21 protein-coding genes are annotated in these 26497 nt (G+C 62.8%); 8 read left to right on the forward strand and 13 right to left on the reverse strand.

Going from position 1 to position 26497, the window contains the following annotated elements; genetic code table 11:
- Window positions 1-279 precede the first annotated feature (279 nt).
- Genes LWE61_RS14775 through LWE61_RS14800 form a run of 6 tightly spaced genes read right to left on the reverse strand, consistent with a single transcriptional unit; the run spans window position 280 to window position 4783 of the window.
- The gene (locus tag LWE61_RS14775; RefSeq protein ID WP_234151419.1) at window positions 280-555 is read right to left on the reverse strand and encodes an HPr family phosphocarrier protein; all 276 of its coding nucleotides are present in this window, start codon (window positions 553-555) and stop codon (window positions 280-282) included.
- The gene (locus tag LWE61_RS14780; RefSeq protein WP_234151420.1) at window positions 552-956 is read right to left on the reverse strand and encodes a PTS sugar transporter subunit IIA; all 405 of its coding nucleotides are present in this window, start codon (window positions 954-956) and stop codon (window positions 552-554) included. Before LWE61_RS14780 ends, LWE61_RS14775 begins: the two co-directional genes overlap by 4 nt.
- Entirely contained in the window at window positions 953-1981 is a 1029-nt protein-coding gene (rapZ, locus tag LWE61_RS14785) for an RNase adapter RapZ (protein ID WP_234151421.1), read from the reverse strand. Before rapZ ends, LWE61_RS14780 begins: the two co-directional genes overlap by 4 nt.
- Window positions 1978-2436: an HPr kinase/phosphorylase gene (locus tag LWE61_RS14790; protein WP_234151422.1), complete on the reverse strand. Its 459-nt coding sequence runs from the start codon at window positions 2434-2436 to the stop codon at window positions 1978-1980. Before LWE61_RS14790 ends, rapZ begins: the two co-directional genes overlap by 4 nt.
- Window positions 2433-3992, reverse strand: coding sequence for a sensor histidine kinase (locus LWE61_RS14795; protein ID WP_234151423.1), 1560 nt, complete (start codon window positions 3990-3992; stop codon window positions 2433-2435). The genes LWE61_RS14790 and LWE61_RS14795 overlap by 4 nt, the downstream gene beginning before the upstream one ends.
- 47 nt (window positions 3993-4039) lie before the next feature.
- Window positions 4040-4783: a response regulator transcription factor gene (locus LWE61_RS14800; RefSeq protein ID WP_234151424.1), complete on the reverse strand. Its 744-nt coding sequence runs from the start codon at window positions 4781-4783 to the stop codon at window positions 4040-4042.
- A 216-nt stretch (window positions 4784-4999) separates the two neighbouring features.
- Between LWE61_RS14800 and LWE61_RS14805 the strand changes: the two genes are divergently transcribed.
- Window positions 5000-5311: a site-specific integrase gene (locus LWE61_RS14805; protein ID WP_234151425.1), complete on the forward strand. Its 312-nt coding sequence runs from the start codon at window positions 5000-5002 to the stop codon at window positions 5309-5311.
- A gap of 100 nt (window positions 5312-5411) precedes the next feature.
- On the opposite strand, the gene LWE61_RS14810 is transcribed toward LWE61_RS14805, so the two are convergent.
- The gene (locus LWE61_RS14810) at window positions 5412-5891 is read right to left on the reverse strand and encodes a MaoC family dehydratase (RefSeq protein ID WP_234151426.1); all 480 of its coding nucleotides are present in this window, start codon (window positions 5889-5891) and stop codon (window positions 5412-5414) included.
- Between the two features lie 119 nt (window positions 5892-6010).
- Between LWE61_RS14810 and LWE61_RS14815 the strand changes: the two genes are divergently transcribed.
- From LWE61_RS14815 to LWE61_RS14825, 3 genes are all read left to right on the forward strand, one after another.
- Window positions 6011-6478: a hypothetical protein gene (locus LWE61_RS14815; protein WP_234151427.1), complete on the forward strand. Its 468-nt coding sequence runs from the start codon at window positions 6011-6013 to the stop codon at window positions 6476-6478.
- A 146-nt stretch (window positions 6479-6624) separates the two neighbouring features.
- Window positions 6625-8136 (forward strand): CpaF family protein, encoded by a 1512-nt coding sequence (locus tag LWE61_RS14820; RefSeq protein WP_234151428.1) that lies wholly within the window; start codon window positions 6625-6627, stop codon window positions 8134-8136.
- Window positions 8137-8259: 123 nt separating this feature from the next.
- Window positions 8260-9330 (forward strand): mechanosensitive ion channel family protein, encoded by a 1071-nt coding sequence (locus LWE61_RS14825; RefSeq protein ID WP_326490652.1) that lies wholly within the window; start codon window positions 8260-8262, stop codon window positions 9328-9330.
- 3 nt (window positions 9331-9333) lie between these two features.
- Here LWE61_RS14825 and LWE61_RS14830 read toward each other — a convergent pair whose 3' ends face one another.
- The 6 genes from LWE61_RS14830 to LWE61_RS14855 form a co-directional block, all read right to left on the reverse strand.
- Window positions 9334-9789, reverse strand: a complete 456-nt coding sequence (locus LWE61_RS14830) for an NfeD family protein (RefSeq protein ID WP_234151429.1) — start codon at window positions 9787-9789, stop codon at window positions 9334-9336.
- 6 nt (window positions 9790-9795) lie between these two features.
- The gene (locus LWE61_RS14835) at window positions 9796-10794 is read right to left on the reverse strand and encodes an SPFH domain-containing protein (protein WP_234151430.1); all 999 of its coding nucleotides are present in this window, start codon (window positions 10792-10794) and stop codon (window positions 9796-9798) included.
- Window positions 10795-10863: 69 nt separating this feature from the next.
- Complete coding sequence (locus LWE61_RS14840; RefSeq protein WP_234151431.1) at window positions 10864-11595, reverse strand: PEPxxWA-CTERM sorting domain-containing protein; 732 nt, start codon at window positions 11593-11595, stop codon at window positions 10864-10866.
- A gap of 259 nt (window positions 11596-11854) precedes the next feature.
- On the reverse strand, window positions 11855-16105 hold the full coding sequence (rpoC, locus tag LWE61_RS14845; protein WP_234151432.1) for a DNA-directed RNA polymerase subunit beta': 4251 nt from the start codon (window positions 16103-16105) through the stop codon (window positions 11855-11857).
- 73 nt (window positions 16106-16178) lie between these two features.
- A complete protein-coding gene (rpoB, locus tag LWE61_RS14850; RefSeq protein ID WP_234151433.1) occupies window positions 16179-20345 on the reverse strand; it encodes a DNA-directed RNA polymerase subunit beta in 4167 nt (1388 codons plus the stop codon).
- 302 nt (window positions 20346-20647) lie between these two features.
- Window positions 20648-21208: a superoxide dismutase family protein gene (locus LWE61_RS14855; protein WP_234151434.1), complete on the reverse strand. Its 561-nt coding sequence runs from the start codon at window positions 21206-21208 to the stop codon at window positions 20648-20650.
- A gap of 588 nt (window positions 21209-21796) precedes the next feature.
- On the opposite strand from LWE61_RS14855, the gene LWE61_RS14860 reads away from it, so the two are divergent.
- The 4 genes from LWE61_RS14860 (at window position 21797) to LWE61_RS14875 (ending at window position 26139) form a co-directional block, all read left to right on the forward strand.
- On the forward strand, window positions 21797-23707 hold the full coding sequence (locus LWE61_RS14860; protein ID WP_234151435.1) for a DNA cytosine methyltransferase: 1911 nt from the start codon (window positions 21797-21799) through the stop codon (window positions 23705-23707).
- Window positions 23704-24162 carry a hypothetical protein gene (locus tag LWE61_RS14865; RefSeq protein ID WP_234151436.1) on the forward strand — a complete coding sequence of 153 codons (459 nt, stop codon included), beginning with the start codon at window positions 23704-23706 and terminating at the stop codon, window positions 24160-24162. The genes LWE61_RS14860 and LWE61_RS14865 overlap by 4 nt, the downstream gene beginning before the upstream one ends.
- Window positions 24163-24391: 229 nt before the next feature.
- Window positions 24392-25624: a phosphoadenosine phosphosulfate reductase domain-containing protein gene (locus LWE61_RS14870; protein WP_234151437.1), complete on the forward strand. Its 1233-nt coding sequence runs from the start codon at window positions 24392-24394 to the stop codon at window positions 25622-25624.
- The gene (locus tag LWE61_RS14875) at window positions 25621-26139 is read left to right on the forward strand and encodes a hypothetical protein (RefSeq protein WP_234151438.1); all 519 of its coding nucleotides are present in this window, start codon (window positions 25621-25623) and stop codon (window positions 26137-26139) included. Before LWE61_RS14870 ends, LWE61_RS14875 begins: the two co-directional genes overlap by 4 nt.
- Window positions 26140-26497 lie beyond the last annotated feature (358 nt).

A 26497-nucleotide genomic window follows, 5' to 3' on the forward strand; every position in this document is an offset into this window, starting at 1 on the left:
GTATTATGATTGCGATACAGTCAAGCGGCGATGATGAGGAGCTAGGCAGTTTATGATGCTTGGCAGGGCTATGGAGTGATGCAGAAGGTTGTCCCAAATTAGGACAATCATTTAAGCATAGCCGCATGGGACGGGAGCGTTACGGCCGTTGGGTGGCGACCTGATTCATCGAACGAACGCGCGAGCCAATCCGGTGGAAGAAAAGTCTGCATGGTTCGATGGTCGATTCGCAAATATTGTCCGTCAATCAGGGTGCCCCGGCGGAGAGGTGCTCCACGGTCACTCCTCGCCGAACTTGTCCTCGACCAATGTCACCAACTGTTCCAGCGCGACATGGGCGTCCTGCCCCGTGGCGCTGATCGTGATGCTGTCGCCCATGGCGGCACCCAGCATCATCAGACCCATGATCGACGTGCCGACCACCGCCGGGCCGTCCTTGGCCACCTGAACGTCGGCGGTCAGCCCGCTGGCCATCGTCACGAACTTGGCACTGGCCCGCGCATGCAGGCCCCGCCGGTTGGTGATCTTGACCGTCTGCGACAATGGCTCGCTCATCCATTCTCTCCCAGCAAGTCGGATGCGACACTGATATATTTGGTTCCCGCTTCCCGTGCGGCTGCCACCGCCTGCTTCACCGTCATCGCCTTGCGCGCGCTTTCGAGGCGGATCAGCATGGGCAGGTTGACGCCCGCAATCACTTCCACATGGCCCGCGCGCAGCAGGGAGATGGCGAGGTTGGAGGGCGTGCCGCCGAACAGGTCGGTCAACAGGATGACGCCGGAGCCATCATCGACACGGGCCACGGCAGAGGCGATGTCGGCGCGGCGCGCCTCCATATCGTCTTCAGGCCCGATGCAGATCGCCTCGATCGCTTGCTGCGGGCCGACCACATGCTCCATCGCGATGCGAAATTCTGTGGCGAGCCGCCCGTGCGTCACCAGGACAAGACCAATCATTCGGATTTCACGCCCCGTTTTGCTTCGGCCCGTCCTTGTTCGACGTCGCCGGTTCCGACCTGCTGTGTTTCGGTTGCTGTCATATCGGTTCTTGCCGCCCCCCGGCGGCGATCCTCATAGGCTTCCAAAGGTTGCGATTCCAGATTCCTGTGGGAAATGGTGAGTGAAAATCCTGCGTCGCGCAAGCGTTTCGCCATATCCTGCGCGACACAGACCGAACGATGCTTTCCACCCGTACAGCCGAAAGCGACGGTAACATAGGCCTTTCCTTCCGCAATATAGCGGGGAAGGACGGTCAGCAGCAGTGCCTCTATCTGCCCCGTCACCAGCGTATAGAGCGGGTCGGCGGTGACATAGGCCACCACATCCGTCTCCAGCCCCGTGCGCGGGCGCAGGTCCGGATCCCAGTGCGGATTACGCAGGAAACGCATGTCGAACACCAGATCGGCGTTGCGCGGCACTCCGCGCGAATAGCCGAACGACAGGATGGAGAGGGTGGTCGCCATGTCCTGCCCGAAACGCGCCCGTATCTCCTGCTGGAGCGCATTGGCGTTCAGGTCGCTGGTATCCACGATCTGGTCGGCATGGCGGCGCAGCGGCTCCATCAGTTCCCGCTCGCGGGCGATGCCGTCCGACGCGGGCCGGTCGAGCGCCAGGGGATGCCGCCGCCGCGTCTCGGCAAAGCGTCGCTCCAGCACGGAGCCGGAGCAATCGAGGAATAACGTCTCCACCGTGGCGCCGTCCGACCGCAAGGCGCGAGCGCGTTCCACGATGTTGGCCGCGTCAAAACCGCGGGTCCGGCTGTCGATGCCGATGGCCAGCGCGCGTTCCTCCGCCGGGTCATGCCCCGCCGCGACCGGGGCCGCCAGCAGCGTATCGAGCAGCATCAGCGGGAAATTATCGACCACCTCCCAGCCAATATCCTCCAGCGTACGCAGGCTGGTCGATTTGCCCGCGCCGGACAGGCCGGTGACGATCAGGATAGATTTGGGCTGGGCCGTGGAAAAGGGAGAGGAATGTGTCATTGACCCGGAAAATCCTCGATCCCCATGTCCCGCAAGGCCAGTTCCACCTTGATCGGCGCCGACCCCTCCCGTGCGTCCAGACACAGGACGGGGATTTCGACTCCGGATAGGGGGATGGACTGGCGGCGGTCGGGCATACGCTCAGGCTTATCATCCAGCCGAATCGCCAGTGCAACCGGAAGATTGTGCAGATGCGGGAATGATAGGATCCCGACATGGCGCACTTCCATCTGTCCCGCGATGGTGGCGGGCGGGGAGGCGAACAGGCGGCCGTCGCGCAGGGCGAGCTCGGTATAATCGTCGCTGACCAGTGTCGCGCCCCGGTCGATCAGGCGCAGACCAAGGTCGGACTTGCCCGAACCGCTCGCCCCCATCAGCAGAACGACGCGTCCGCCAATCGCCACGCTGGTTGCATGGAGGAGATGGGGGGCGGATGCGGCGGCCGCATCGCTCATTCCTCCCGCTCCTCATGCCCCGGCAGTTCCTCGGCCAAGGGCAGATGGACGATGAAGCGGGCGCCGGGCTGGCCGTCCGCCCGATCCTCTATGGTGATGGTGCCATTATGCCCATCCAGAATGGATCGGGCGATGGCGAGGCCCAGTCCGCTGTGCCGGCCGAAATCCTCGCCGTCCGGCCGGTGCGAATGAAAGCGGCGGAACACCGATTCCCGGTCGTCGGCATGGACGCCCGGTCCCTCATCCTCCACCGTCACCACCGCCCAGTCCTCGTCCGCGTCCAGCCCGATCCGCACCGTGCCGCCATGGGGGGAGAAACTGATGCCGTTGGCGATCAGATTTTCGAACACACGCGCGAGCCTTTGTTCGTCCCCCGCGATGGCGGGCACAGAGTTGGGCGCTTTCACGAAGCGCAGCCGCACATCATTGTCCACGCCGCGCATTTCGTGCGCGCGGATCAGGCGGCGCAGCAGCAGGGACAAGTCGATGGCGCGGAAGGTCGCGCGGGAAAGCTGAGCGTCCATCCGGCTCGCCTCCGCAATGTCCGACACCAGCCGGTCCAGCCGCAACACGTCATCCTCCGCAATCGCCATCAGGCGCGAACGCAGCGCGGGATCGTCGATCCGCCGCAGTCCTTCCAGCGCGGAGCGGAGCGAGGCGATGGGGTTTTTCAGCTCATGGCTGACATCGGCGGCAAAGCTGTCGGTCGCGTCGATGCGCTTGCGCAGTGCCTGGCTCATGTCCGAAATGGCGCGGGCGAGCAGGCCGATCTCGTCCCGCCGGTCGGGCAGGCGTGGCACGATCACCTCCCGCGCGCGCCCCAGCCGCACGCGCACGGCGGCACGGGCCAGGCGTTGCAGCGGTTGCACGATGGTCCGCGCCAGAAAGCGGGAGAGCAGGTAGGAGATCAGGATCGCCGCGCCCAGCACCAGACTGAGCCGCAACCGCTCGGCCCGCACGGTGATGGTGATATCGCGTGCGTTCTTGGTGGCGAGCAGGATCGAGCCGCGCGCGTCGAACGGTGTCGCGATGGTCAGCATGGGTGTACGGTCGGGGGCGAGGCGAAAGGCGCTGGCGGCGGTGTGCGTGGCGCGCGCCGTCAGCGCCTCCGGCCAGGCCTCGACGCTATCCTGCCGGGGTTCGGCATGGAGCGGGGGGACGCGGGCAAAGACGATGCTATCCACCACCTGGTCCAGCACGCGGGCGGCGCGCATGTTCAGCGGTTCGGTGGCCGGATCGACCATCGCATCGCCCGTGACGCCCAGCGCTACGCTATCCTCCTGCCGATGTCCGTCGGGACCGTAGAGCCGCACGCGATAGCCGGTCAGCCCTGCCAGCCGCGCGATCATCGCGGGCCGTTCATCGGCGGGCAAGGCGCGCAGGGCCGTGCTCATCAGCACCATCTCGCGCGTGATGCGGTTGATCCGCTCGTCGATGATGCGGGTGCGATAGCTGTCGAGATAGAAGAAGCCGCCGGCCAGCAGCGCGAGCGCGAGGATGTTCACCGCCAGGATGCGTCGGGCGAGCGACACGCGCAAAGGCCAGACACGCGGCATGGGCCTTGGCCTACGCATATGTCATGCTGCCCGTCGCCGCTTCGGTCCTATTCCTCGGCAAAACGGTATCCGGCGCCATAGAGGGTGTCGATCGCGTTGAACTCCGGGTCCGCCTCGCGGAACTTGCGGCGCAGGCGCTTGATATGGCTGTCGATGGTACGGTCATCGACATAGATGTCGTCATGATAGGCGGCGTCCATCAGTTGGTTGCGGTTCTTCACCACGCCGGGCCGCTGCGCCAGCGCCTCCAGGATCAGGAATTCGGTGACGGTCAGGGTGACGGGGACGTCCTTCCACGTCACCTTGTGCCGGGCAGTGTCCATCGCGAGGGCACCGCGCACGAACGGTTCCGGAGCGCCGTTGGTCGGCTCCGCATCCTTGCGCGCCATTTCGGCCCGCCGCAGGATCGCCCTGATCCGTGCGATCAGCAGCCGCTGGGAAAAAGGCTTGGCGATATAGTCGTCCGCGCCCATCGACAGTCCCAGCGCCTCGTCCGTCTCGTCCGTCTTGCTGGTGAGCATGATGACCGGCAGCGCCGAACTCTGGCGCAGGCGGGTCAGGAGTTCGATCCCGTCCATGCGCGGCATCTTGATGTCGCACACCGCAAGGTCCGGCGGATTGTCGAGCAAGGCGGTCAGCGCCGACTGCCCGTCCGAATAGAGGCGTGTCGCAAACCCCTCCGCCTGTAGCGCGATGCTCAGCGAGGTGAGGATGTTCCGGTCGTCATCGACCAGAGCGATGACGGGGGCGGTGACGTTTGCGGCGGGCGGCGGGGTGTTGGTGGCGCTCATGCGCGGTCTGCTTCCAAAAAGGGCGGGGCGCGGGCTGGGGGCTATAGGGCGCGAAGGGATAGACCATGGCGGGTCCGGCGGCAAGCTGTGGCCGTTGCCGTCGAAACGACCGGCGCGTCTGGTCGGGTTACAGGATGTTACGCGACCGTGCCTTTCGCGGACAGGTTCGTCATGCTACTCTACGGCCTTCACTTCACTCTGGGTATTGAGGTCGGCATGAGCATTTTCGACGGCATTTTGGGCAATCTCGAAGGCGTAGCCGAAAAGCTGGGTATCCCGGCGGACACGCTGCAGTCCATCGCGGCCAACGCGCAGGAGAAGCTGGCGAATGGCGGGGATCTGTCCTCGTTGCTCCAGACCGCGCAGGAGCACGGTATCTCCCTCGACAAGGTGCAGGAGCTGCTGGGCCATGCGTCGGTCGGCGACCTGATGGGCAAGGCGCAGGATCTGCTCGGTGGCGCGAGCGGTAGCGAAAGCCCGCTGGGTGGCCTGGCGGATATGGCGAAGGGCTTCTTCGGTAAGGAATGAAGGCTGGCGGACGGTGTTCGCTGGTGTTCGCGTAGAATGAAACGGCCCCTGTTCCCATCGGAGCAGGGGCCGTTTCATAGTAAGCTGACCGCCGTCTTTCTTATCCTGCCGTGCGCGCCTTCATCCAGCGTGCGGGGGTGTAGGTCATCACCAGCGTGCCGTCTTGCTTATAGACATCATTCCGGGTTCGCACGACGCCGCGCTCCGGCTTGCTGCGCGACCGCTTGGCCTCGATCACTTCACACACCGCATGGACCGTATCGCCCACGAAGGTGGGGGCATGCACCTTCAACTCGCAGTCGAGAAAGGCAAAGCCGGTGTGCTGGCCGGTATAGTTCAACACCAGTCCGTCGATGAAGCTGAAGATCATCGCCGCAGGCACCAGCCGACCCTTGATGTCGCTATGCGTTTTCACAAATTCGCTGTCGGTGAACAGCACCTCGCCATAGCCGGTGCAATGGACGAAGGCCATCAGGTCGGCTTCATAGAATGTCCGGCCCAGCGTCTTGAACCGGCGGCCGACGGGCAATTCCTCAAAGAAGAAACCATGTCCCACCATCTCTATGTCGTCGGAATTCATCTTTGCGCTCCCCCCTGCCGATAACCCCCTGTCTGGCATAGCCGTGCACCTGTGAAAAGCGGGGAGCATCACCCGATGCACATATGGACGACCCCATCCATCGGCGTTACTGTACCGTCATGATGATATCGCGTGAGGATGCTGAGCGTGCGAGAAAGCGCGCCGACCAGAAGCGGGACACGTCGGTAATCGGCATAGGCGGGGCCATTTTTCTGGTTCTGGCGGCGTTCGGCATTTATCTGTTCGTCACGGCCCAGCCCGATGAGAAGCCGGTTGTCCCCTATTCCAGCAACATGGTCATGTCGGATTCGCTCCAGTGTGACCGGCTGGTCGAGATCAGTCGGCGCGAAGGCATTGTGAAGGGCGAGCGCGCCGGCAACCGCATTCGGGTGGACGAGAAGCGATGGGCCGCGATGACGGACGAGGGACGCCGCAACCTGCTGCAATATGTCGCCTGCGCCGCCTTTGCGGGGCGTGGCCTCGACGCGCTGGACGATGGTGAAACGGTTGTTGCGATCGGCGCTGCCTCCCGCAAGGTCGTCGCCAGTGCGGGGCGGGATGGCATGAAGCCTGCCCCGTCGCGCTAGTCGCCGAGGGTGCGCCACGCTCCATGTTCAGGGCATCCGCGCCGCACTCTTACCCAAAAGCCTTAACCGGACTTAGGACTTTCTAAAAAGTTTGTCGGCTATCGTCGGCCCGATACATGCTGCAACGTTGTCGGGCTTCACAAGATATGAGCGCATTTGGACGGAAAAATGGCCTGACCGGGCGCGGTTCCTTCGGCGTGGCGCGTCCCATGCAGGGGCCTGGCGGCGGCCAGCCCGCTACCACTGCGGGCAGCCAGTTCCCCCCCATTCCCGCACCGCCGCCCCTGCCGACGCCGGGGGAAAGCAACCCCGCATCCGATCGTAACGCCGATGCCATGCAGCGGCTATCGGACCGGATGAACAACGACCACACGCCGGTCGACCAGAATCAGGGGTTCGAGGCGTCGGTCCACAAGATCAAGGAACAGGTGCTCCCCCGCCTGCTGGAGCGCGTCGACCCGGAAGCGGCCGCGACCCTCAGCAAGGACGAACTGGCCGAGGAGTTCCGCCCGATCATCATGGAGGTGCTGGCCGACCTCAAGCTGACCCTCAACCGGCGTGAGCAGTTTGCGCTGGAAAAGGTGCTGGTCGACGAACTGCTGGGCCTCGGTCCGCTGGAGGAATTGCTGGCCGACCCGGACATCACCGACATCATGGTGAACGGACCGCAGCAAACCTATATCGAAAAAAAGGGCAAGCTCCAGATCGCGCCCATTCATTTCCGGGATGAGGAGCATCTGTTCCAGATTGCACAGCGCATCGTGAACCAGGTCGGCCGTCGCGTCGACCAGACCACGCCGCTGGCGGACGCCCGCCTGCCCGATGGCTCCCGCGTCAACGTCATCGTGCCGCCGCTGTCGCTCAAGGGCACGGCCATCTCCATCCGTAAATTCTCTGCCAAGCCGATCACGCTGGACAATCTGGCCAACTGGGGCGCGATGAGCCAGAAGATGTGCACCGCGCTGAAAATCGCGGGCGCATGTCGGTTCAACGTCGTTATTTCGGGCGGTACGGGTTCGGGAAAGACGACAATGCTCAACGCCCTGTCGAAGATGATCGACCCCGGCGAGCGCGTGCTGACCATCGAGGATGCGGCAGAACTACGCCTGCAACAGCCGCACTGGCTACCGCTGGAAACCCGTCCTCCCAATCTGGAGGGTCAGGGCGCGATCACCATCGGCGACCTCGTCAAGAACGCCCTGCGTATGCGTCCGGATCGCATCATCCTGGGCGAAATTCGTGGCGCGGAGTGCTTCGATCTCCTCGCCGCGATGAACACCGGCCATGACGGCTCCATGTGTACGCTCCACGCCAACAGCCCGCGCGAGTGCTTGGGCCGTATGGAGAATATGATCCTGATGGGCGACATCAAGATCCCCAAGGAAGCCATTTCCAAGCAGATCGCCGACTCGGTCGACCTGATCGTTCAGGTCAAGCGCCTGCGCGACGGTTCGCGCCGCATCACCAATGTGACCGAGGTGATCGGCATGGAGGGCGACGTGATTGTGACGCAGGAACTGTTCAAATTCGAATATCTGGACGAGGATGCCGAGGGCAAGATCATCGGTGAATATCGCTCCATGGGTCTGCGCCCCTATACGCTGGAAAAGGCGCGTAGTTTCGGCTTCGATCAGGCGCTGCTGGAAGCCTGCCTGTGAGGGGGTGATCCGGGGGATTTAGCGGTCCGACCAATGGATGGGAGGGATGCCGGTGAGGGCCTTTCTCCGTCATCCCACCAACATCGACAGGGAACCGCTGCGGTGCAGCATGGTTCACCCGATATGATGGACCGCATCGCCCAGTGGAGCCTGCCGATCTGGCTCATCGACACGGCCGTCGTGGCGGTGGCGATCTTTTCCGCACTGGTTATCCATGCCGTCGCCATGAGCCTGTTCCGGCGTCTGGCGGCGCGCACACCGGATAGTATCGACGATATTCTCGTCGCCCATGCCCGTTCACCGCTGCGCTGGTTGATGATCGGTTTCACGCTCGCCTTCGTACGGGAGCAATTGCATCTCACCGCTGGCGCGTCGCTCTTGTGGAGTCAGGCGGCGGGCATCATCGTGCCTGGCCTTGGCGGCTGGCTGGCCATCGCGCTGATCCGTGCGGGCGCGCGTATCGTCGAACATCGTTACGACATCACGGTCGCGGACAATCTCTCCGCCCGCCGTCGCCGCACACGCAGCGCGATCATGACGCGCATCCTCGTCCTGACGGTCGGCTTCGTCACTATCTGTCTGATGTTGCTCAGCATCCCTAGCATCCGGACGGTCGGTGTCACTCTGATGGCGTCGGCGGGCATAGCGGCGCTGGCGGTGGGTGCAGCCGCCCAGCCTGCGTTGAAAAACCTCATTGCGGGCATCCAGATGGCCTTTACCGAGCCGATCCGCATTGATGATGTGGTCATCATCGACAATGAGTGGGGCCGGATCGAGGAGATTTTCCTGACTTATGTCGTCGTCGCACTGTGGGATGAGCGGCGGCTGGTCGTGCCGGTGTCGCGTTTTTTGGAGCAGAGTTTTCAGAACTGGACGCGTCATTCCTCGCAATTGCTGGGGTCGGCTTTCCTCTATCTCGACCCTTCGGCGGATATTGCGCGGCTGCGAGCGAAGTCGGCTGAACTGATCGAGTCCAATCCGCGCTGGGACAGGCGCTTCCACAACATGCAGGTGACGGATGTAAAGCCGGAGGCGGTGGAGGTACGTATCCTCGCCACCGCGCGTGATGCTTCGACTGCTTTCGACCTGCGATGCGACATTCGCGAGGGGCTGCTGGCCTTCGTCCGCGACGAAATGCCCGAAGCTTTGCCGCGCAGCCGGCAGATCAACCAGCCATCGCCCTTGCCCGCCTGACGGTCAACCCGCAGCGACATCGACTGTCAGCGTCGCACCATGCGCCGCCACAACGACCAGCCGCGCGCCCAGTGGCGCATCCGGTCCCACGGCGGTCCATGTGCCATCGTCTAGTCTTACCCGGCCTTCGCCATCGACGATCGGTTCTACCACCGTCACCTGTCGTCCGATCAGTCGGGCAGCCCGATCGTTGAGGAGGGGATCGGACGATTCCACGGGATTATCCCGATACCAGCGCCGCCCTGCCCAGGTGGCGAGGAGGCAGGCAAGCGCGAAAACCAGAATTTGCGCGGGAAGGGGCAGGGGGATGAGGAAGGCCACGCCGCCGGCGATGGCCGCTGCAATCGCGATCCAGATCAGGAAGATGCCAGGAAGCACGATCTCCCCGATGGCCAGCACCACGGCAAAGACCATCCAGCCGACCCATGGCGTCATATCGCCCGAAAAAAGCCCGCCCATCGCGCCTTACTCCTGCGGGCGGGGGCTGGATGGGCCGCTGGCGGGTATGCCGCTGCCACTGGTTGGGCGCCGGGGCGGTGTGGCACCACTCTCAGGCCCCTTTCCACCAAAGGCGTCGCGCGCCAGTTCGCCGATGCCGCCCAGTGTGCCGATCAACTGTGTGGCCTCGACCGGGAAGAGGATCGTCTTGGCATTGGGGGAGGTTGCGAACTGGCTGACCGCCTCCACATATTTCTGCGCGATGAAATAGTTGATGGCCTGGGCATTGCCGCCTGCGATCGCCTCGCTCACCATCGCTGTCGCCTTGGCCTCCGCCTCCGCCTCGCGTTCGCGGGCTTCTGCATCGCGGAAGGCGGCTTCGCGGCGGCCCTCGGCCTGAAGAATCTGCGATTGCTTCTCGCCCTCCGCACGCAGGATTTCGGCGTTCTTGAAGCCTTCCGCTTCTAGCACATTGGCGCGCTTCTCGCGTTCCGCCTTCATCTGTCGGCCCATGGCGTTGACGATGTCGGCGGGCGGGCGAATGTCCTTCAATTCGACGCGGGTGATCTTCACGCCCCAGCTGTTGGTGGCATGATCGACCACCGAAAGCAGCCGGGCGTTGATCTCGTCACGCTTGGAAAGGGTTTCGTCCTGGTCCATCGACCCCATCACGGTGCGGAGGTTCGTCGTCGCCAGTTGTAGCAGCGCCACATTGAGCTGGCTGACCTCATAGGCAGCCTTGGCCGCATCCAGCACCTGGAAGAAGACCACGCCGTCGACGGACACCATCGCATTGTCGCGGGTGATGATCTCCTGCGAGGGCACGTCGATTACCTGCTCCATCATGTTGATCTTGCGGCCGACCGCATAGAAAAAGGCCGGGAAAAAATTGAGGCCGGGATGGGCGACCTGCGTAAAGCGGCCAAATCGCTCGATGGTATATTGATAGCCTTGTCGCACGATCTTCACGCTTGCGGCCAGATAGAAGAAAACAAGGACGGCGACGAAGACGGCGAACATGCCCATGGGGATGAATCCTCTCAATATCCATCCATGACAATGCCGCGATTGGGGTCGTTAGAGAAGTGCAATTGTCTAATCATGGCCGATTTGATGCGGGAAGGGATGCTGAGCTATCCATTCCATTGGCGAGAGGTGCAATGCAAAGGCACCGCCGGATCGCTCCGTCGGGGCCTTTATCCTATCTGCGGCAGGATCAGGCGTAGCTGACCGATAATGTCTGCTTGCCTTGGCGACTGCGCGCATCGCGTAGCCGACCGCGCCGAAACCGAACAGCATCATGGCCCAGGTCGCCGGTTCCCCGACCGCGCCGGTGCTGACAAAGCTGATCGGGCCAAGCGAAGCAAAGCCGTCCGTCACGCCCGCGCTGTCAAGGCGCAGCCTCGTGATCGAACCGATGCCGTCAACACCGAAGAAGGAGAAACTGTCATGGACGCCGCCCACGATGGGCGTCCCCGAATATATCTGGGTCGCGCCATTGTAGAGCGAGATACCGATCGGCGAGGAGCCATAACCGCCCGCGACATAAAAGCCGATCGCAGAGGTGGCAGCGAAATCAACCTCGATAAAGCCGTTGAACTGGTTCGCCAGGATGCTGTCGACGGAACCCCAGAAATGGGTGCTGACGGCATGGATCGCGCTGCCGCTGATCGTAATGCCATCCTTGGTGAACGGAGACGAATAGGGTGTCAGCGACAGGATCAGGCGAGAGAAAGCGAAGTGGTCTTGACCGGATGGCGGCGGTGAACGCTGCTTCCGAAATATAGACGGCGGCGGATGCCATGTTGGACCCGCTGGCCAGCGCAACGGCTGCGCAGAGTGCGAGTGCCCGAAATTTCATAATCACCCCCCTGACTATCGACAGGATGGCGCCGGGTGGATTCATCCCCAATCATGTCCGCGGATAGGGCGATGCCATGTCGTTGCTATAGGCCGATTATTCAGGATGGCGGGATGCAGGCAAGATCGTTCACCCTCTCCGTTAAAAGAGATGCTTCGCAATGAAACAAAAAGGCCCCGGAGAAACGAATCTCTCCGGGGCCTGCTGATTATCTATTGATCGAGATTAATCCAGATCTTCCGTGGTGAAGTCCTCACCCTGGATCTTGCCTAGAACATCGTCGCCAATCGCGGCTTCCGCCGGCTGGCGTAGTTCCGCGGCATGCTCTTCCGCAGCGCTTTGCGGTGCGACGAGGTGAACCTCGTTCGCGGTCCGCATGGCGGCGCGCAGGGCGGCGTCGCGGCTGTTCGCGGCAATGCGCATGCGGCTCATGGAGGAGCCTGTGCCCGCCGGGATCAGACGACCCACGATCACATTCTCCTTCAGGCCGATGAGCTGGTCCTTCTTGCCCTGAACCGCTGCCTCGGTGAGGACGCGGGTCGTTTCCTGGAAGGACGCAGCCGAGATGAACGAACGGGTCTGGAGCGAGGCCTTGGTGATGCCGAGCAGCACGGGCTTGCCCTGCGCCGGAAGCTGACCTGCCTCCAGCTTGCTGTTCAACTCGTCCATTTCCTCGCGGTCGACCTGCTCGCCCGCCAGCAACGTGGTGTCGCCGCCGTCAGTGATTTCAACCTTCTGCAACATCTGACGAACGATCGTCTCAATGTGCTTGTCGTTGATCTTCACGCCCTGAAGTCGGTAAACTTCCTGGATTTCCGACACGAGATATTCTGCCAGCGGCTCGATGCCGAGCACTTCCAGAATGTCGTGCGGGTCCGGGGAACCGCCGATCAGGTTGTCGCCACGCTTGACATAGTCGCCTTCCTGAATGTCGATCACCTTGGACTTGGGGATCAGATATTCGACCGGCTCGCCGCCGTCCTCGGGGACGATGGCAATCTTGCGCTTGGCCTTATAGTCCTTGAGGAACTGTACGCGACCCGATGCCTTGGCGATGATCGCATTGTCCTTGGGCTTGCGGGCTTCGAACAGTTCGGCGACGCGCGGCAGACCACCGGTGATGTCGCGGGTCTTGGCCGCTTCGCGGCTGACACGGGCCAGAACGTCACCGGCCTGCACCTGCGCGCCGTCCTCGACCGAGAGCGTTGCGCCGATGGCCAGCATGTACCGTGCCGTCTCGCCGCTGGCATCGTCCAGCAGGGTGAGGCGAGGACGCAGGTCGTCCTTCGAACGCGATCCACGGAACTCGATCACCACGCGCTGCGCGATGCCCGTCGCTTCGTCGGTCTGCTCGATCAGCGTCTTGCCGTCGATCAGATCCTGATACTTCACGATACCGGGCTTCTCGGTGATGACCGGCATGGTGAACGGATCCCATTCGGCAATCCGGTCGCCCTGCTTCACTTCCGCACCATGGGCGAACAGGATCGCCGCACCATAGGGCAGGCGATGGGTCGCGCGCTCGCGGCCCTCATGGTCGATGATCGCCAGTTCGCCGTTGCGGGCGAGCGAGAGATTACGGCCATTCTTGTCCTTGATGGTCGGCATGTCGCGGATTTCCAGCGTGCCGTCCGCAATGGCTTCGAGGTTGGACTGCTCGTTGAGCTGTGCCGCGCCGCCGATGTGGAAGGTACGCATGGTCAGCTGGGTGCCCGGCTCGCCGATGGACTGTGCGGCAATGACGCCGACAGCCTCACCGATGTTGACCGGCGTACCGCGGGCAAGGTCACGACCATAGCATTTGGCGCAGACGCCCATCTTGGCTTCACAGATCAGCGGGCTGCGGATCTTCATGCCCTGGATGCCGATCGCCTCGATCCTGGCGACCATCGCTTCGTCGAGCAGCGTGCCCTCCGGAACGATGACGGAACCATCCTTACTATCGATCACGTCTTCCGCGGTCGTACGACCCAGGACACGCTCGCCCAGCGAGGCGATGGTGTTGCCGCCCTGAACGATTGCCTTCATCTCCAGCGCCTTGGACGTGCCGCAGTCCACTTCGACGATGACGCAATCCTGCGACACGTCGACCAGACGGCGGGTCAGGTAACCGGAGTTCGCGGTCTTCAACGCCGTATCCGCGAGACCCTTACGAGCGCCGTGGGTGGAGTTGAAGTACTCAAGGACGGTCAGGCCTTCTTTAAAGTTCGAGATGATCGGGGTCTCGATGATCTCGCCCGACGGCTTGGCCATCAGGCCGCGCATACCGGCAAGCTGCTTCATCTGCGCCTGCGAACCACGAGCACCCGAATGCGCCATCATGTAGATGGAGTTGATCGGGGCCATGCGGCCATTCTCGTCCTTCGGCTGGGCACGGATCTCGTCCATCATGGCGTTCGCCACCACGTCGCCGCAACGGCTCCAGGCGTCGATCACCTTGTTGTACTTCTCCTGCTGCGTGATCAGACCGTCCTGATACTGCTGCTCATAGTCGGCGACCATGGCCTTCGTCTCGTCGACCGTCGCGATCTTGGAGTCGGGGATGACCATGTCGTCCTTGCCGAAGCTGATGCCGGCCTGGAACGCGTGGCGGAAGCCCAGCGCCATGATGGCGTCAGCGAACAGCACCGTGTCCTTCTGGCCGGTGTGACGATAGACCTCGTCGATCACGTCGCCCACGTCCTTCTTGGTAAGAAGGCGGTTGACGGTGTCGAAGGGCACCTTGTGCGCCTGCGGCAGGCATTCGCCCAGCAGCATGCGACCTGGCGTCGTCTCGAACCGCTTCATATACTGCTTGCCATTCTCATCGGTCTGCGGAACGCGGCTGATGATCTTGGTGTGCAGCGTGACGGCCTTGATGAAGAGCGCCTGATGCACCTCTTCCATGTCCGACAGCAGCATGCCCTCGCCCGGCTCGCCTTCGCGCTCCATGGAGAGATAATAGATGCCCAGCACCATGTCCTGCGACGGCACGATGATCGGCTTGCCGTTTGCGGGCGACAGGATGTTGTTGGTCGACATCATCAGGACGCGCGCTTCCAGCTGCGCTTCGAGCGACAGCGGAACGTGCACGGCCATCTGGTCGCCGTCGAAGTCGGCGTTGAACGCGGAGCAGACCAGCGGGTGAAGCTGGATCGCCTTGCCCTCGATCAGTACGGGTTCGAACGCCTGAATGCCGAGACGGTGGAGTGTCGGTGCACGGTTGAGCATCACGGGATGCTCGCGGATCACCTCGTCCAGGATGTCCCAGACTTCCTTGCGCTCCTTCTCGACCCACTTCTTCGCCTGCTTCAGGGTCATGGACAGACCCTTGGCGTCGAGACGGGCGTAGATGAACGGCTTGAACAGCTCGAGCGCCATCTTCTTGGGCAGGCCGCACTGGTGCAGTTTCAGTTCAGGACCGGTCACGATGACCGAACGGCCGGAATAGTCGACGCGCTTGCCGAGCAGGTTCTGGCGGAAGCGACCCTGCTTGCCCTTGAGCATGTCGGACAGCGACTTCAGCGGACGCTTGTTGGCGCCGGTGATGACGCGGCCACGGCGGCCGTTGTCGAACAGGGCGTCGACGGCTTCCTGCAACATGCGCTTTTCGTTGCGGACGATGATGTCCGGTGCACGCAGCTCCATCAGGCGCTTCAGGCGGTTGTTACGGTTGATCACTCGGCGATAGAGATCGTTGAGGTCCGACGTCGCGAAACGGCCGCCGTCCAGCGGGACCAGCGGGCGCAGGTCTGGCGGGATGACGGGGACGACTTCGAGGATCATCCATTCCGGGCGGTTGCCGGATTCGATGAAGCTCTCGACGACTTTCAGCCGCTTGATGATCTTCTTGGGCTTCAGTTCCGACTTGGTGACGGCCAGCTCGTCCTTGAGGGCCTGCTGCTCGCCTTCCAGGTCGAGGTTGATGAGCATGTGCTTGACCGCTTCCGCGCCGATGCCGGCGGTGAAGGCGTCTTCGCCATATTCATCCTGCGCGTCGATCAACTCGTCTTCGGTCAGCAGCTGGTAGCGGTCGAGGGGGGTCAGGCCCGGCTCGATCACGATATAGCTCTCGAAATACAGCACGCGCTCAAGCTGCTTGAGCTGCATGTCGAGAAGCAGGCCGATGCGCGACGGCAGCGATTTCAGGAACCAGATGTGCGCAACGGGCGCGGCCAATTCGATATGGCCCATCCGCTCGCGGCGGACCTTCGACACCGTGACCTCGACACCGCACTTCTCGCAGACGATGCCCTTATACTTCATGCGCTTATACTTGCCGCACAGGCACTCATAATCCTTGATCGGGCCAAAGATGCGCGCGCAGAACAAGCCGTCACGTTCCGGCTTGAACGTGCGATAGTTGATGGTCTCCGGCTTCTTGATCTCACCGAAGGACCAGGAACGGATGCGCTCTGGCGAGGCGATGCCGATCTGGATCTGGTCGAACACCTCGGTCTTGGCCATCGGGTTCGCGAAATTGGTCAGTTCGTTCATGTCTTCAATCCCTCATGAGGGCTAAATCTTGGGCGAAGGGAGGGGCGCGGCATGTCCACCGCGCCCGACCTCCTTATTCCGCGGCCAAAGGCGTGTCGTCTTCGTCGCTGAGGTCTTCCAGAGCGGCGAGTTCGACATTCAGGCCCAGCGAACGCATTTCCTTGACGAGAACGTTGAAGCTCTCCGGGATGCCCGCCTCGAACGTGTCGTCACCCTTGACGATCGCCTCATAGACCTTGGTACGGCCGACCACGTCGTCCGACTTCACCGTCAGCATTTCCTGAAGCGTGTAGGCGGCGCCATAGGCCTGGAGCGCCCACACCTCCATTTCACCGAACCTCTGGCCACCGAACTGCGCCTTACCACCCAGCGGCTGCTGCGTGACGAGGCTGTAGGGGCCGATGGAACGGGCGTGGATCTTGTCGTCGACAAGGTGATGCAGCTTCAACATGTAGATGATGCCCACCGTGACCTTGCGGTCGAACTTGTCGCCGGTACGACCGTCGAACAGATCCGACTGGCCGGAACGGTCCAGACCGGCGAGTGCCAGCATGTCCGACACGTCCTGCTCGCGCGCACCGTCGAAGACGGGGGTTGCGATGGGGACGCCGGTGAGGACGTTCTGCGCCAGCTCGATGATCTGGTCCGGGGTACGGTCCTTGATCGCATCGACATAGGTCTCGCCATAGGCGTTGAGGAGCCGATCCTTGACCGCTTCCGGCATATCACCGGCGGACGGGTTCGGATTGGCTTCGCGCCAGTCTTCGAGGGCATGCTTGATCTGCTGGCCCAGGCCACGTGCGGCCCAGCCCAGATGCGTCTCGAAGATCTGCCCGACGTTCATGCGCGACGGCACGCCCAGCGGGTTCAGCACGATATCGACCGGCGTACCGTCCGCGAGGAACGGCATGTCCTCGGCGGGCAGGATGCGGGAGATAACGCCCTTGTTACCATGACGGCCGGCCATCTTGTCGCCCGGCTGAAGCTTGCGCTTCACGGCGACGAAGACCTTGATCATCTTGAGCACGCCCGGGGGCAGTTCGTCCCCACGCTGAAGCTTCTCGACGCGATCCTCGAACTTGTCGACGATCACCTTGACCGCTTCGTCATACTGCGCCTTGACCGCTTCCAGATTCTGCTGGCGCGCATCATCGGCGACGGCAAACTTCCACCAGTCGTACTTTTCGGTGCTGTCGAGAAGATCGGCGTCGATGTCGATGCCCTTCTTGACACCCTTGGGTGCGGCGGCAGCTGTCTGGCCGATCAGCATTTCGCGCAGGCGGTTGAAAGTCGCACGGTTCAGAATGCCGCGCTCGTCCTCCCGATCCTTGGCGAGACGGTCGATCTCCTCGCGCTCGATCGCCATGGCACGCTCGTCCTTGTCGATACCATGACGGTTGAACACGCGAACCTCGACCACCGTGCCGGCCACGCCGGGGGGCAGACGAAGCGACGTGTCGCGCACGTCGGATGCCTTTTCACCGAAAATGGCGCGCAGCAGCTTCTCTTCCGGCGTCATCGGGCTTTCACCCTTGGGCGTGATCTTGCCCGCCAGAATGTCACCCGGCTCCACTTCGGCGCCGATGTACACGATGCCCGCCTCGTCGAGGTTGCGCAGGGCTTCCTCGCCGACGTTGGGGATGTCGCGGGTGATGTCCTCCGGGCCAAGCTTGGTATCGCGCGCCATGACCTCGAATTCCTCGATATGGATCGAGGTGAAGACGTCATCCTTCACGATACGCTCGGAAATGAGGATGGAATCCTCATAGTTGTAGCCATTCCAGGGCATGAACGCGACGAGGCTGTTACGGCCCAGCGCCAGTTCACCGAACTCGGTGGACGGGCCGTCCGCAATGACTTCGCCAGCGTGGATCTGGTCGCCCACCTTCACCAGCGGACGCTGGTTGATGCAGGTGTCCTGGTTGGACCGCTGGAACTTCATCAGCGTGTAGATGTCGACGCCCGACTTGCCGGGTTCGACGTCTTCGGTTGCGCGGATGACGATACGGGTTGCGTCGACCTGGTCGACCACGCCCGAACGCTTAGCCGCAATGGCCGCGCCGGAGTCACGCGCCACCGTCTCTTCCATGCCGGTGCCCACGAAGGGAGCCTCTGCACGGACGAGCGGAACCGCCTGACGCTGCATGTTCGATCCCATGAGCGCGCGGTTGGCGTCATCGTTTTCCAGGAACGGAATGAGCGATGCGGCGACCGAGACGAGCTGCTTGGGGCTGACATCCATCAGAGTGATGTGATCGCGCGGCGCCATCAGGAATTCGCCGGCTTCACGCGCGGAGATGAGGTCTTCGGCGAAGGTGCCGTCGGCGGTCACTTCGGCGTTGGCCTGCGCGATAGTGTGCTTGGCCTCTTCCATGGCGGAGAGATACACGACGTCGCTCGTGACCTTATGGTCGATCACCTTGCGATACGGCGTCTCGATGAAGCCGTACTTGTTCACACGGCTGAACGTTGCGAGGCTGTTGATCAGACCGATGTTCGGGCCTTCCGGCGTCTCGATTGGGCAGATACGGCCATAGTGGGTCGGGTGAACGTCGCGGACTTCGAAGCCGGCGCGCTCACGGGTTAGACCGCCTGGGCCGAGGGCCGAAACGCGGCGCTTGTGGGTGACTTCCGACAGCGGGTTGGTCTGATCCATGAACTGCGACAGCTGCGAGGAGCCGAAGAATTCGCGCACGGCGGCCACGGCGGGCTTGGCATTGATCAGATCGTTCGGCATCACGGTCGACACGTCGACCGAGGACATGCGCTCCTTCACGGCGCGCTCCATGCGGAGCAGGCCGACGCGATACTGGTTCTCCAGCAACTCGCCCACCGAACGCACGCGGCGGTTGCCGAGATTGTCGATGTCGTCGATTTCGCCCTTGCCGTCCTTGAGGTTTACCAGTTCCTTGACGACGGCGAGGATGTCCTCGCGGCGCAGGGTGGTGATCGTGTCCTCGGCGTCGAGGCCCAGACGCATGTTGAGCTTCACGCGACCCACGGCCGAGAGGTCATAGCGTTCCGGGTCGAAGAACAGGCCAGCGAACAGCGCATCGGCCGTCTCGCGCGTCGGCGGCTCGCCGGGGCGCATGACGCGGTAGATGTCGCTGAGGGCGTGGTCGCGGTCCTCGGCCTTGTCGACCTTCAGCGTGTTGCGGATCCACGGACCCGTGTTCACATGGTCGATGTCGAGCAGTTCGAGACGGTCGATACCGGCCTGATCGAGCTTTTCGAGATTTTCCGGCGTCACTTCGTCGCCAGCCTCGATATAAATCTGGCCGGTGGCATCGTTGACGAGGTCGAGCGCGGAGTAGCGGCCGAAGATTTCCTCGGTCGGGATCAGCAGCGTCTCAAGGCCATCCTTTGCAGCCTTGTTGGCGGCGCGGGGGCTGATCTTGGTCGCGGCGGGGAAGATGATCTCGCCAGTCTTGGCGTCGATCACGTCGAAGCTGGGCTTCAGGCCGCGCCATTGCTCGACGACGAACGGGATCTGCCAGCCGCCTTCACCACGCAGATAGGTGATGCGGTTGTAGAATTCGGCGAGGATTTCCTCGGCGTCCAGACCCAGCGCATAGAGCAGCGCGGTGACCGGCAGCTTGCGCTTGCGGTCGATGCGGACGTTGACGATGTCCTTGGCGTCGAACTCGAAGTCGAGCCACGAACCACGGTAGGGGATGACACGCGCGGCGAACAGATATTTGCCCGACGAGTGGGTCTTGCCACGGTCATGGTCGAACAGGACGCCTGGCGAACGGTGCATCTGGGAGACGATGACGCGCTCGGTGCCGTTGACGATGAAGGTGCCGTTGCCCGTCATCAGGGGCATGTCGCCCATGTAGACGTCCTGCTCCTTGATATCGAGGACCGAGCGGGTTTCGGTGTCTTGGTCCACTTCGAACACGATCAGGCGCAGGGTAACGCGCATCGGCGCGGCATAGGTGATGCCCCGCTGGCGACATTCCTCGGTGTCGTACTTGGGATCTTCGAGTTCGTAATGAACGAAGTCGAGTTCCGCCGTACCCGCGAAATCGCGGATCGGGAAGACGCTGCGCAGCGTCTTTTCCAGACCGGACACATAGCCGATCGAGGGATCGGACCGCAGGAACTGCTCATAGCTCTCGCGCTGAACCTCGATGAGGTTCGGCATGCGCACGACTTCATGGATATTCCCGAAGACTTTGCGGATGCGCTTCTTGGTCGCGTCGCGATTGGCGACGGGAAGGAGGGGCTTAGTTGCCATAAGGAGTTCCTGCCTCGATTGGTCCCGAAATTCTTTCCGTATCCCGACGGACGCTCAGCCCAGAGCGAGTCTCACGAGAGATCCGCCCTGTTGTTCAGACGCAAAAAAGTGCGGGCCGGGGCTGTCCGATCCGCACTTGAGCGATTGATAATCCCCGACTTTCGCCCCAATTCATGGATGTCATTCGCAAGGTGACATCCTTCCCGGACGAAGGAGGACGGGTGGCTCCGGTTGACCGCAGCCGCCCCTGTTGGATCGCGATATAGCGAGCTGTTGGATGGTTGGAAAGGGGTAAGTCCCGCTTATTTGCCGATTTTCTCGATCACGCCGCACAGGATACGCCCGCCGCTGTTGCCGCTGGGGTCGGTCTTGTTGTCATCGGGACCGGCATGGACGACGAAAGCCGCGCCATCCGCGTCCAGGAGCGTGGCAAGAGCCGAATGGGCCATGAACGTGCCGCTGCCGGTGCCGTCCGCACCGACCACGATGTCGGGCAGGTCGCCCTGATGCGGGCCTTGCGGATTCTGGAGGCCATGCTGCTTGGCATCGGGATTGAGATGCCCGCCCGCCGTGGTGAAGCCGGGTACCTCGCACTTGCCGGTGGTGTGGATATGGATGGCGTGCAGGCCGGGCGAGATGCCGTTCACGCTGGCCGTGCCATGCAACATGCCATCATGGACTGTCAGCGTGACCGTGCCCGCTTCGCGTCCCTGCGCATCATGCAATGTTGCCTGCGCCACATTCTTGGCGACGACGGGCTTGGACTTGGATGCGGCATAAGCGGAGGATGCGCCGAGTGCAGCAACTCCGGCCATCAGGGCGAGGGCGAGGGCGAGGGGGGCGGGGCGACGATGCTGCGGCATTGGCATATTCCCTTTGCAATGATGGCGGCCACGGGCCGGGCATGCCGGTCTATCCCCTCTCCGGGCGGAAGCGGCAATCGGAAAAGTATGAGGGGGCAAAAGAGTTCCGGTCGGGCCTTCAGAAAGGCGCCGATTGTGCATTACGGCCTGTTAAGAGGGCAGTGAGATTTTCTGGCCTGTTCAGGTCGTTACGGCAGCAAAACCGCCGTAATTTTATCAATATCTTGCACGGTGAGAGCAAAACCGATTTCGCGCGCGAAATGGGTGTTTTTGACGGTGTGCCGGCATGATGCGCGGCCCCGATATGACCTCCGTACCAGACCTCCGCCGGAGGATAGGCCGGGCATGGCAGCTCTACCGGCGTGACCTTCGGATCGCTCGTCGAGAGCGGTGGAATTTGCCGTTCGTTGACCTATTCACGGCGGCGCGGCTGGGCGTCTTTTCCGGCAATAGGGCGCTTCTTATGCCGGGAACCGTCACTCGGATGGTTCGTGGCCTTACGAAGTTCGGGTTCCAGCCGCTGGCAGACGCGCCAGGTTGTATATTCGAAAGTCTGCCATGCGAAGCATCCGTACGGAGGCCCGTCGCATGAAGCTGTTCGAGGGCCTCTTCATCGACGGCTTCGCAGGTGGCGGCGGTGCGTCCACCGGCATCGCCCAGGCCATTGGCCGCGACGTCGATCACGCCATCAACCACAGCGAAACCGCGATCGCTATCCACCGGGCCAATCACCCCGGCGCTGAGCATCATTGCACGGACATTCGCATCCCGATGCTGCCCCAGACGGTGACGCGCGGCCTGCCTGTGGCGGGTGCGTGGTTCTCCCCTGACTGCAAGGAGTTCAGCAAGGCGAAGGGCGGGCCGGTGAAGGACCGGAGCATCCGCGCCCTTTGCTGGGAGGTCGTGGCCTGGCTGAAGGATGTCCGCCCTGAGCGCGGCTATCTGGAGAATGTCGAAGAGTTCGAATACGCCGCGCCGCTGGACGAGGGTGGCAACCCGATCAAGGGGCAGGAGGGTCGCGAGTTCAAACGGTTCGTCAAGGCGATCCGCGCGCTCGGCTATCGGGTCGCATGGAAGATCCTGCGCGCCTGCGACTATGGCGCGCCGACCAGCCGCAAGCGGCTCTACATGGTGATGAGCCGGGACAAGGGGCCAATCTTCTGGCCGAAGCCCACGCATGGCGCGCCGAACTCGCCGGGCGTGCGCAGCGGCAAGCTGCTGCCCTACCTGACGGCGGCGTCCTGCATCGACTGGAGCATCCCGTGCCCGTCCATCTTCGGCCGCGCACGGGAGCTGGCGGAGGCCACCAAACGCCGGATCGCCCATGGCGTGATGCGCTATGTCGTCAATGCGGCCCGGCCGTTCATCGTCGGCAGCGACCGTGCCCCGCACATCACCAAGTTCCGCAATGGCAGCATCGGCTCGGATATGGCTCTGCCCATGCCCACCGTTACGGCGAACGGCGAGCCAAAGCGGCCAGCCGGAGCGACGCCGCTGGGGATCGTGGACACCGTCCTCGCTCCCCACATCATGACCAACCGCAATTCGCAGAAGCCCTTCAACGGGGCGGACGAGCCGACACACACCATCACCGCCGGCGGGGCACACCTCAACGCGGTGCAGGCGTCCCTTGTGACCTATGGCCAGCACGGCGGGCGCAACCGTCCAGTGGATGAGCCGCATCATACCGTCGCGGCTTCGAAGAAGGACACGAACGGCGTCATCGGCGCAACACTGGTCGGGGTTGGAGGCCGCCGTGGACAGAGTCCGCCGATGGCCGTCGACGGCGTCTACCCGACCACGACCACGAAAGCGGATGCTGCGGTTGCGACGGCCTTCTTATCGCACTTCTACACCAGCAACACCAATGGGGGCGAAGGCGACCCGGAGGCCCCAGTAAAGGCGATCACGGCAGGCGGCCAGCACCACGCCGTCGTCACTGCCCACCTGGAGCAGGCGAACGGCGGCCCGCGCAACAAGAATTCGGCGGGCCGGTCCGCCGAGCGCCCCCTGTCCACCGCCACCACGACGGGATCGCAGCAGCGCATCGTGCAAACGACGATGATCGCCAACGATGACCTGCCGCCGGAGCTGATGGACCGGGCGGTGCAGACCGCCGCCTTCCTCGTGAAATACTATGGCACCGACAGTGAGAACGAGGCGGCCCAGATCCAGCCCGTTGACCGCCCGCTGGACACGGTCACCACTAAGGCCCGCTTCGCCGTCGTCACCGTCACCATTGATGCTGTGACCTATGTCATCGTGGACATCGGCCTGCGCATGCTCAAGCCGCGCGAGCTGGCGCGGGCGCAGGGCTTCCCTGACGACTATGTGCTGGATCCCATCGTGCGGAAGTACCTTCGCGGGAAATGGGTCGAGCGTCCGCTGACCATCGCGGAGCAGATCAGCGCCATCGGTAACAGCGTCTGCCCGCCGGTCGCGCGGGCGCTCGTGGCGGCGAACCAGCCGGGCCTTCCTGAAATGCGGAGGGCGGCATGAATATGCTCCTCCCGCTTGCGACGTGGGTGCCGATCCTCGATGGCGACGATATAGCCGCACGCATCTACCTTGAGCATTATGCCAGTGAGCGCAGCCGTGCGCGCCGTATCGAGCGCGATACGAAACTTATCATGGGGCCGGGGCAGAAGCTCCTGCTCGCCACGCCATGCCGCCGCGCATTATTCGGCTGGCGGGTGTTCATAGACGACGCTGGGCAATCGGGGGTCAACTGCGCCGTCTTCTCGAACCGAGGCGCAGGCCGAGCCTCAGACTTGATCCGCGCAGCTGATGTTATCGCCGACCGTCGCTGGCCGGGCGAGAGGCATTACACCTATGTCGATCCGCGCAAGGTCGGAGGCAACCCACCGGGAAATTGTTTCCGGCACGCGGGCTGGCGGGAGTGTGGCTTGACGAAGAAGCGCGGGCTTCTCGTTCTTGAGCGGAGGGCAGCATGAGCGGCTGGCACCCCAATCCCGGCTATCCGCCCACATTCACGCCGTCTAGCGACGGCGACGAGTGTCCGCCTGATCGCATCTTGGCGACGGAGGCAGAAAGCGCGCGTGTGTTTGTGCGGCTTGCGAACGGCCGGGAGTGCGCTGGGCACTGGCCGGTGCTGGGCAGGCCAAAACCTACCCGGTGGAGCGTAATGGGCAGCGACTGGGATATAGCGTTTTGGAGGCGAGGATGAGCATCGACAATCTGTTCGCCCGTGGCGCCCGTATGGTCCATCAGGAAGCCGTAAATCTTACCCTGGCAAGCCTGCTCGCCTATTGGGATCGTCACCAGCACTATGCCATTGCATGGTCGGGCGGGAAGGACAGCACCGCCACGCTGACGCTACTCATCCATCTGATCGAGGCGGGTGAAATCCCCCAGCCAGAATGTCTTCACGTTTTTTACGCTGACACACGGCAGGAGATGGCACCAATACAGGTGGCCGCCGAGCAAATCATTGCACAGTTGCGCCAACGCTGCTGGATCGTCGTCCATGTCGTTCGCGCTGCCATGGATAAACGGTTCATGGTCTACATGCTGGGCCGGGGCGTACCTCCTCCAAACAACAACACCCTGCGCTGGTGCACACGGCAGATAAAGGTCGACCCAATGTCGATGGCGCTGGAGCAGGCACTTGAGGGTGCACCCGGCACCGCGCTGATGATTACGGGCGTGCGACAAGGCGAGAGCGCGATCCGCGACGGGCGGATCCGCATGTCCTGTTCGAAGGATGGCGCGGAATGCGGCCAGGGCTGGTTCCAGGAGGTGCTGCCCAATGCGAAGGGCATTAAAGGGCGGCTGGCGACGCTTGCCCCTTTACTGCATTGGGGGGTCTGCATCGTCTGGGACTGGCTCAAGGTGTACGCCCCGCAGCCGGAATTTGGGGGCTGGCCTACAGCAATCCTTGCCGACGCCTATGGTGGTGACGATGCTGTCGAGAAAAATGCCCGGACGGGGTGCATAGCGTGTCCGCTTGCTGAGGACGACACCGCCATGCGCAACATCGTCGCGATGCCCCATTGGGCACATCATGCACCACTGCTCGACCTGAAGGCTGTTTATCGCAAGCTGCGTGAACCAACTATGCGGCTTCGGAAGGCAGGGGCGGAAACCCTCAAGGACGGTTCGCTGGCTTCCAACCCACAGCGAATGGGACCGTTAACGTTTGAAGCTCGCCTTTGGGCACTTCAAGAGATCCTCGCCATCCAGGCGAAGGTCAATGCTGACGGTGAACGTCTCGACCTGCCCGGCATTGATATTCTGAACAGTGAAGAGGAAGCACGCATCCGAGAAATGATCGCGGCAAAGACCTGGCCCAACGGATGGACTGGCGATGAACCGGCCGCCGATGTTTGGCTTGATGCCGTCTATGGCGATGGCTCCGTTCAGCCGATCCTGTTCCGGGAGCTTGTGGGGCTATGACAAGCGAGGGTAAGATCGTCAGCCAGTTGGAGCTGACCCCGCTCGGTTCGGCCGATAGCCATTGGAGGATCAATGATCTGCGTTCGGGCGTGGAGTGCATGGTATGGCCTTGGACGCGCGACCGCCCTGATCTGACCGACTGCATCGCAGAACGCCTTCCCGGCCGCCCGTGGCTCCTCCAGCTATGGGAGCCGATCCAGACCAAGGCCCCATCGCCCGCGCACTGCACACCACATTGCTGCTACAGCCGGACGGTCATCTTCTACCACCAGCCCTACATTCGCGGTCCCAAGAGCATATCCAGATGGCGGGATGGGAAAGTCCACGTTTCGGATGGCGGGTTCGCCGATTATGGTCAGGTCGAAACTCGGCTGTCGTGGGATGATGTCGTTGCGTTCGACGGCGACCATTTCAAGATCAATGGCGGCCGGGTGGTCTGGCGCCACCAACGCTGGTGGATGTTCCGCGCAGCGCGGCGGGTAGCGCAGGTCGTGCTGCTGGGTGAAAAGGAATGAGCGTTTCGCCACACCCGGCCGACATATGCGCTTGTGGCCATGACCGGGATGAACATGGTGCCGATGGCCATTGCCAGCACCATCACGCCCCGACCCCATGCACATCCTTCCGGCTGTCCTGTACCGCTGCGGAAATGGCGGAGGCATATGATGAGTGGTCGCGCATCTGCGAGGAGCGGGGGGTATGACGTGCGAGCGCGTAACCCTGCCCGTCGGCGGGACGGCATTCGTCTGCTCGTCTCGTCGCCGCCAGAAATGCCACTGCGGCCGGACAGCGTCGTTGCTGTGCGATTGGAAAATGCCTGACCGCGAAAGCGGGACATGCGACGTGCCGATTTGCAAGGATTGCGCCACGTCG

The sequence above is a fragment of the Sphingobium sufflavum genome, assembly GCF_021403115.1.
GTDB lineage: Bacteria > Pseudomonadota > Alphaproteobacteria > Sphingomonadales > Sphingomonadaceae > Sphingobium > Sphingobium sufflavum.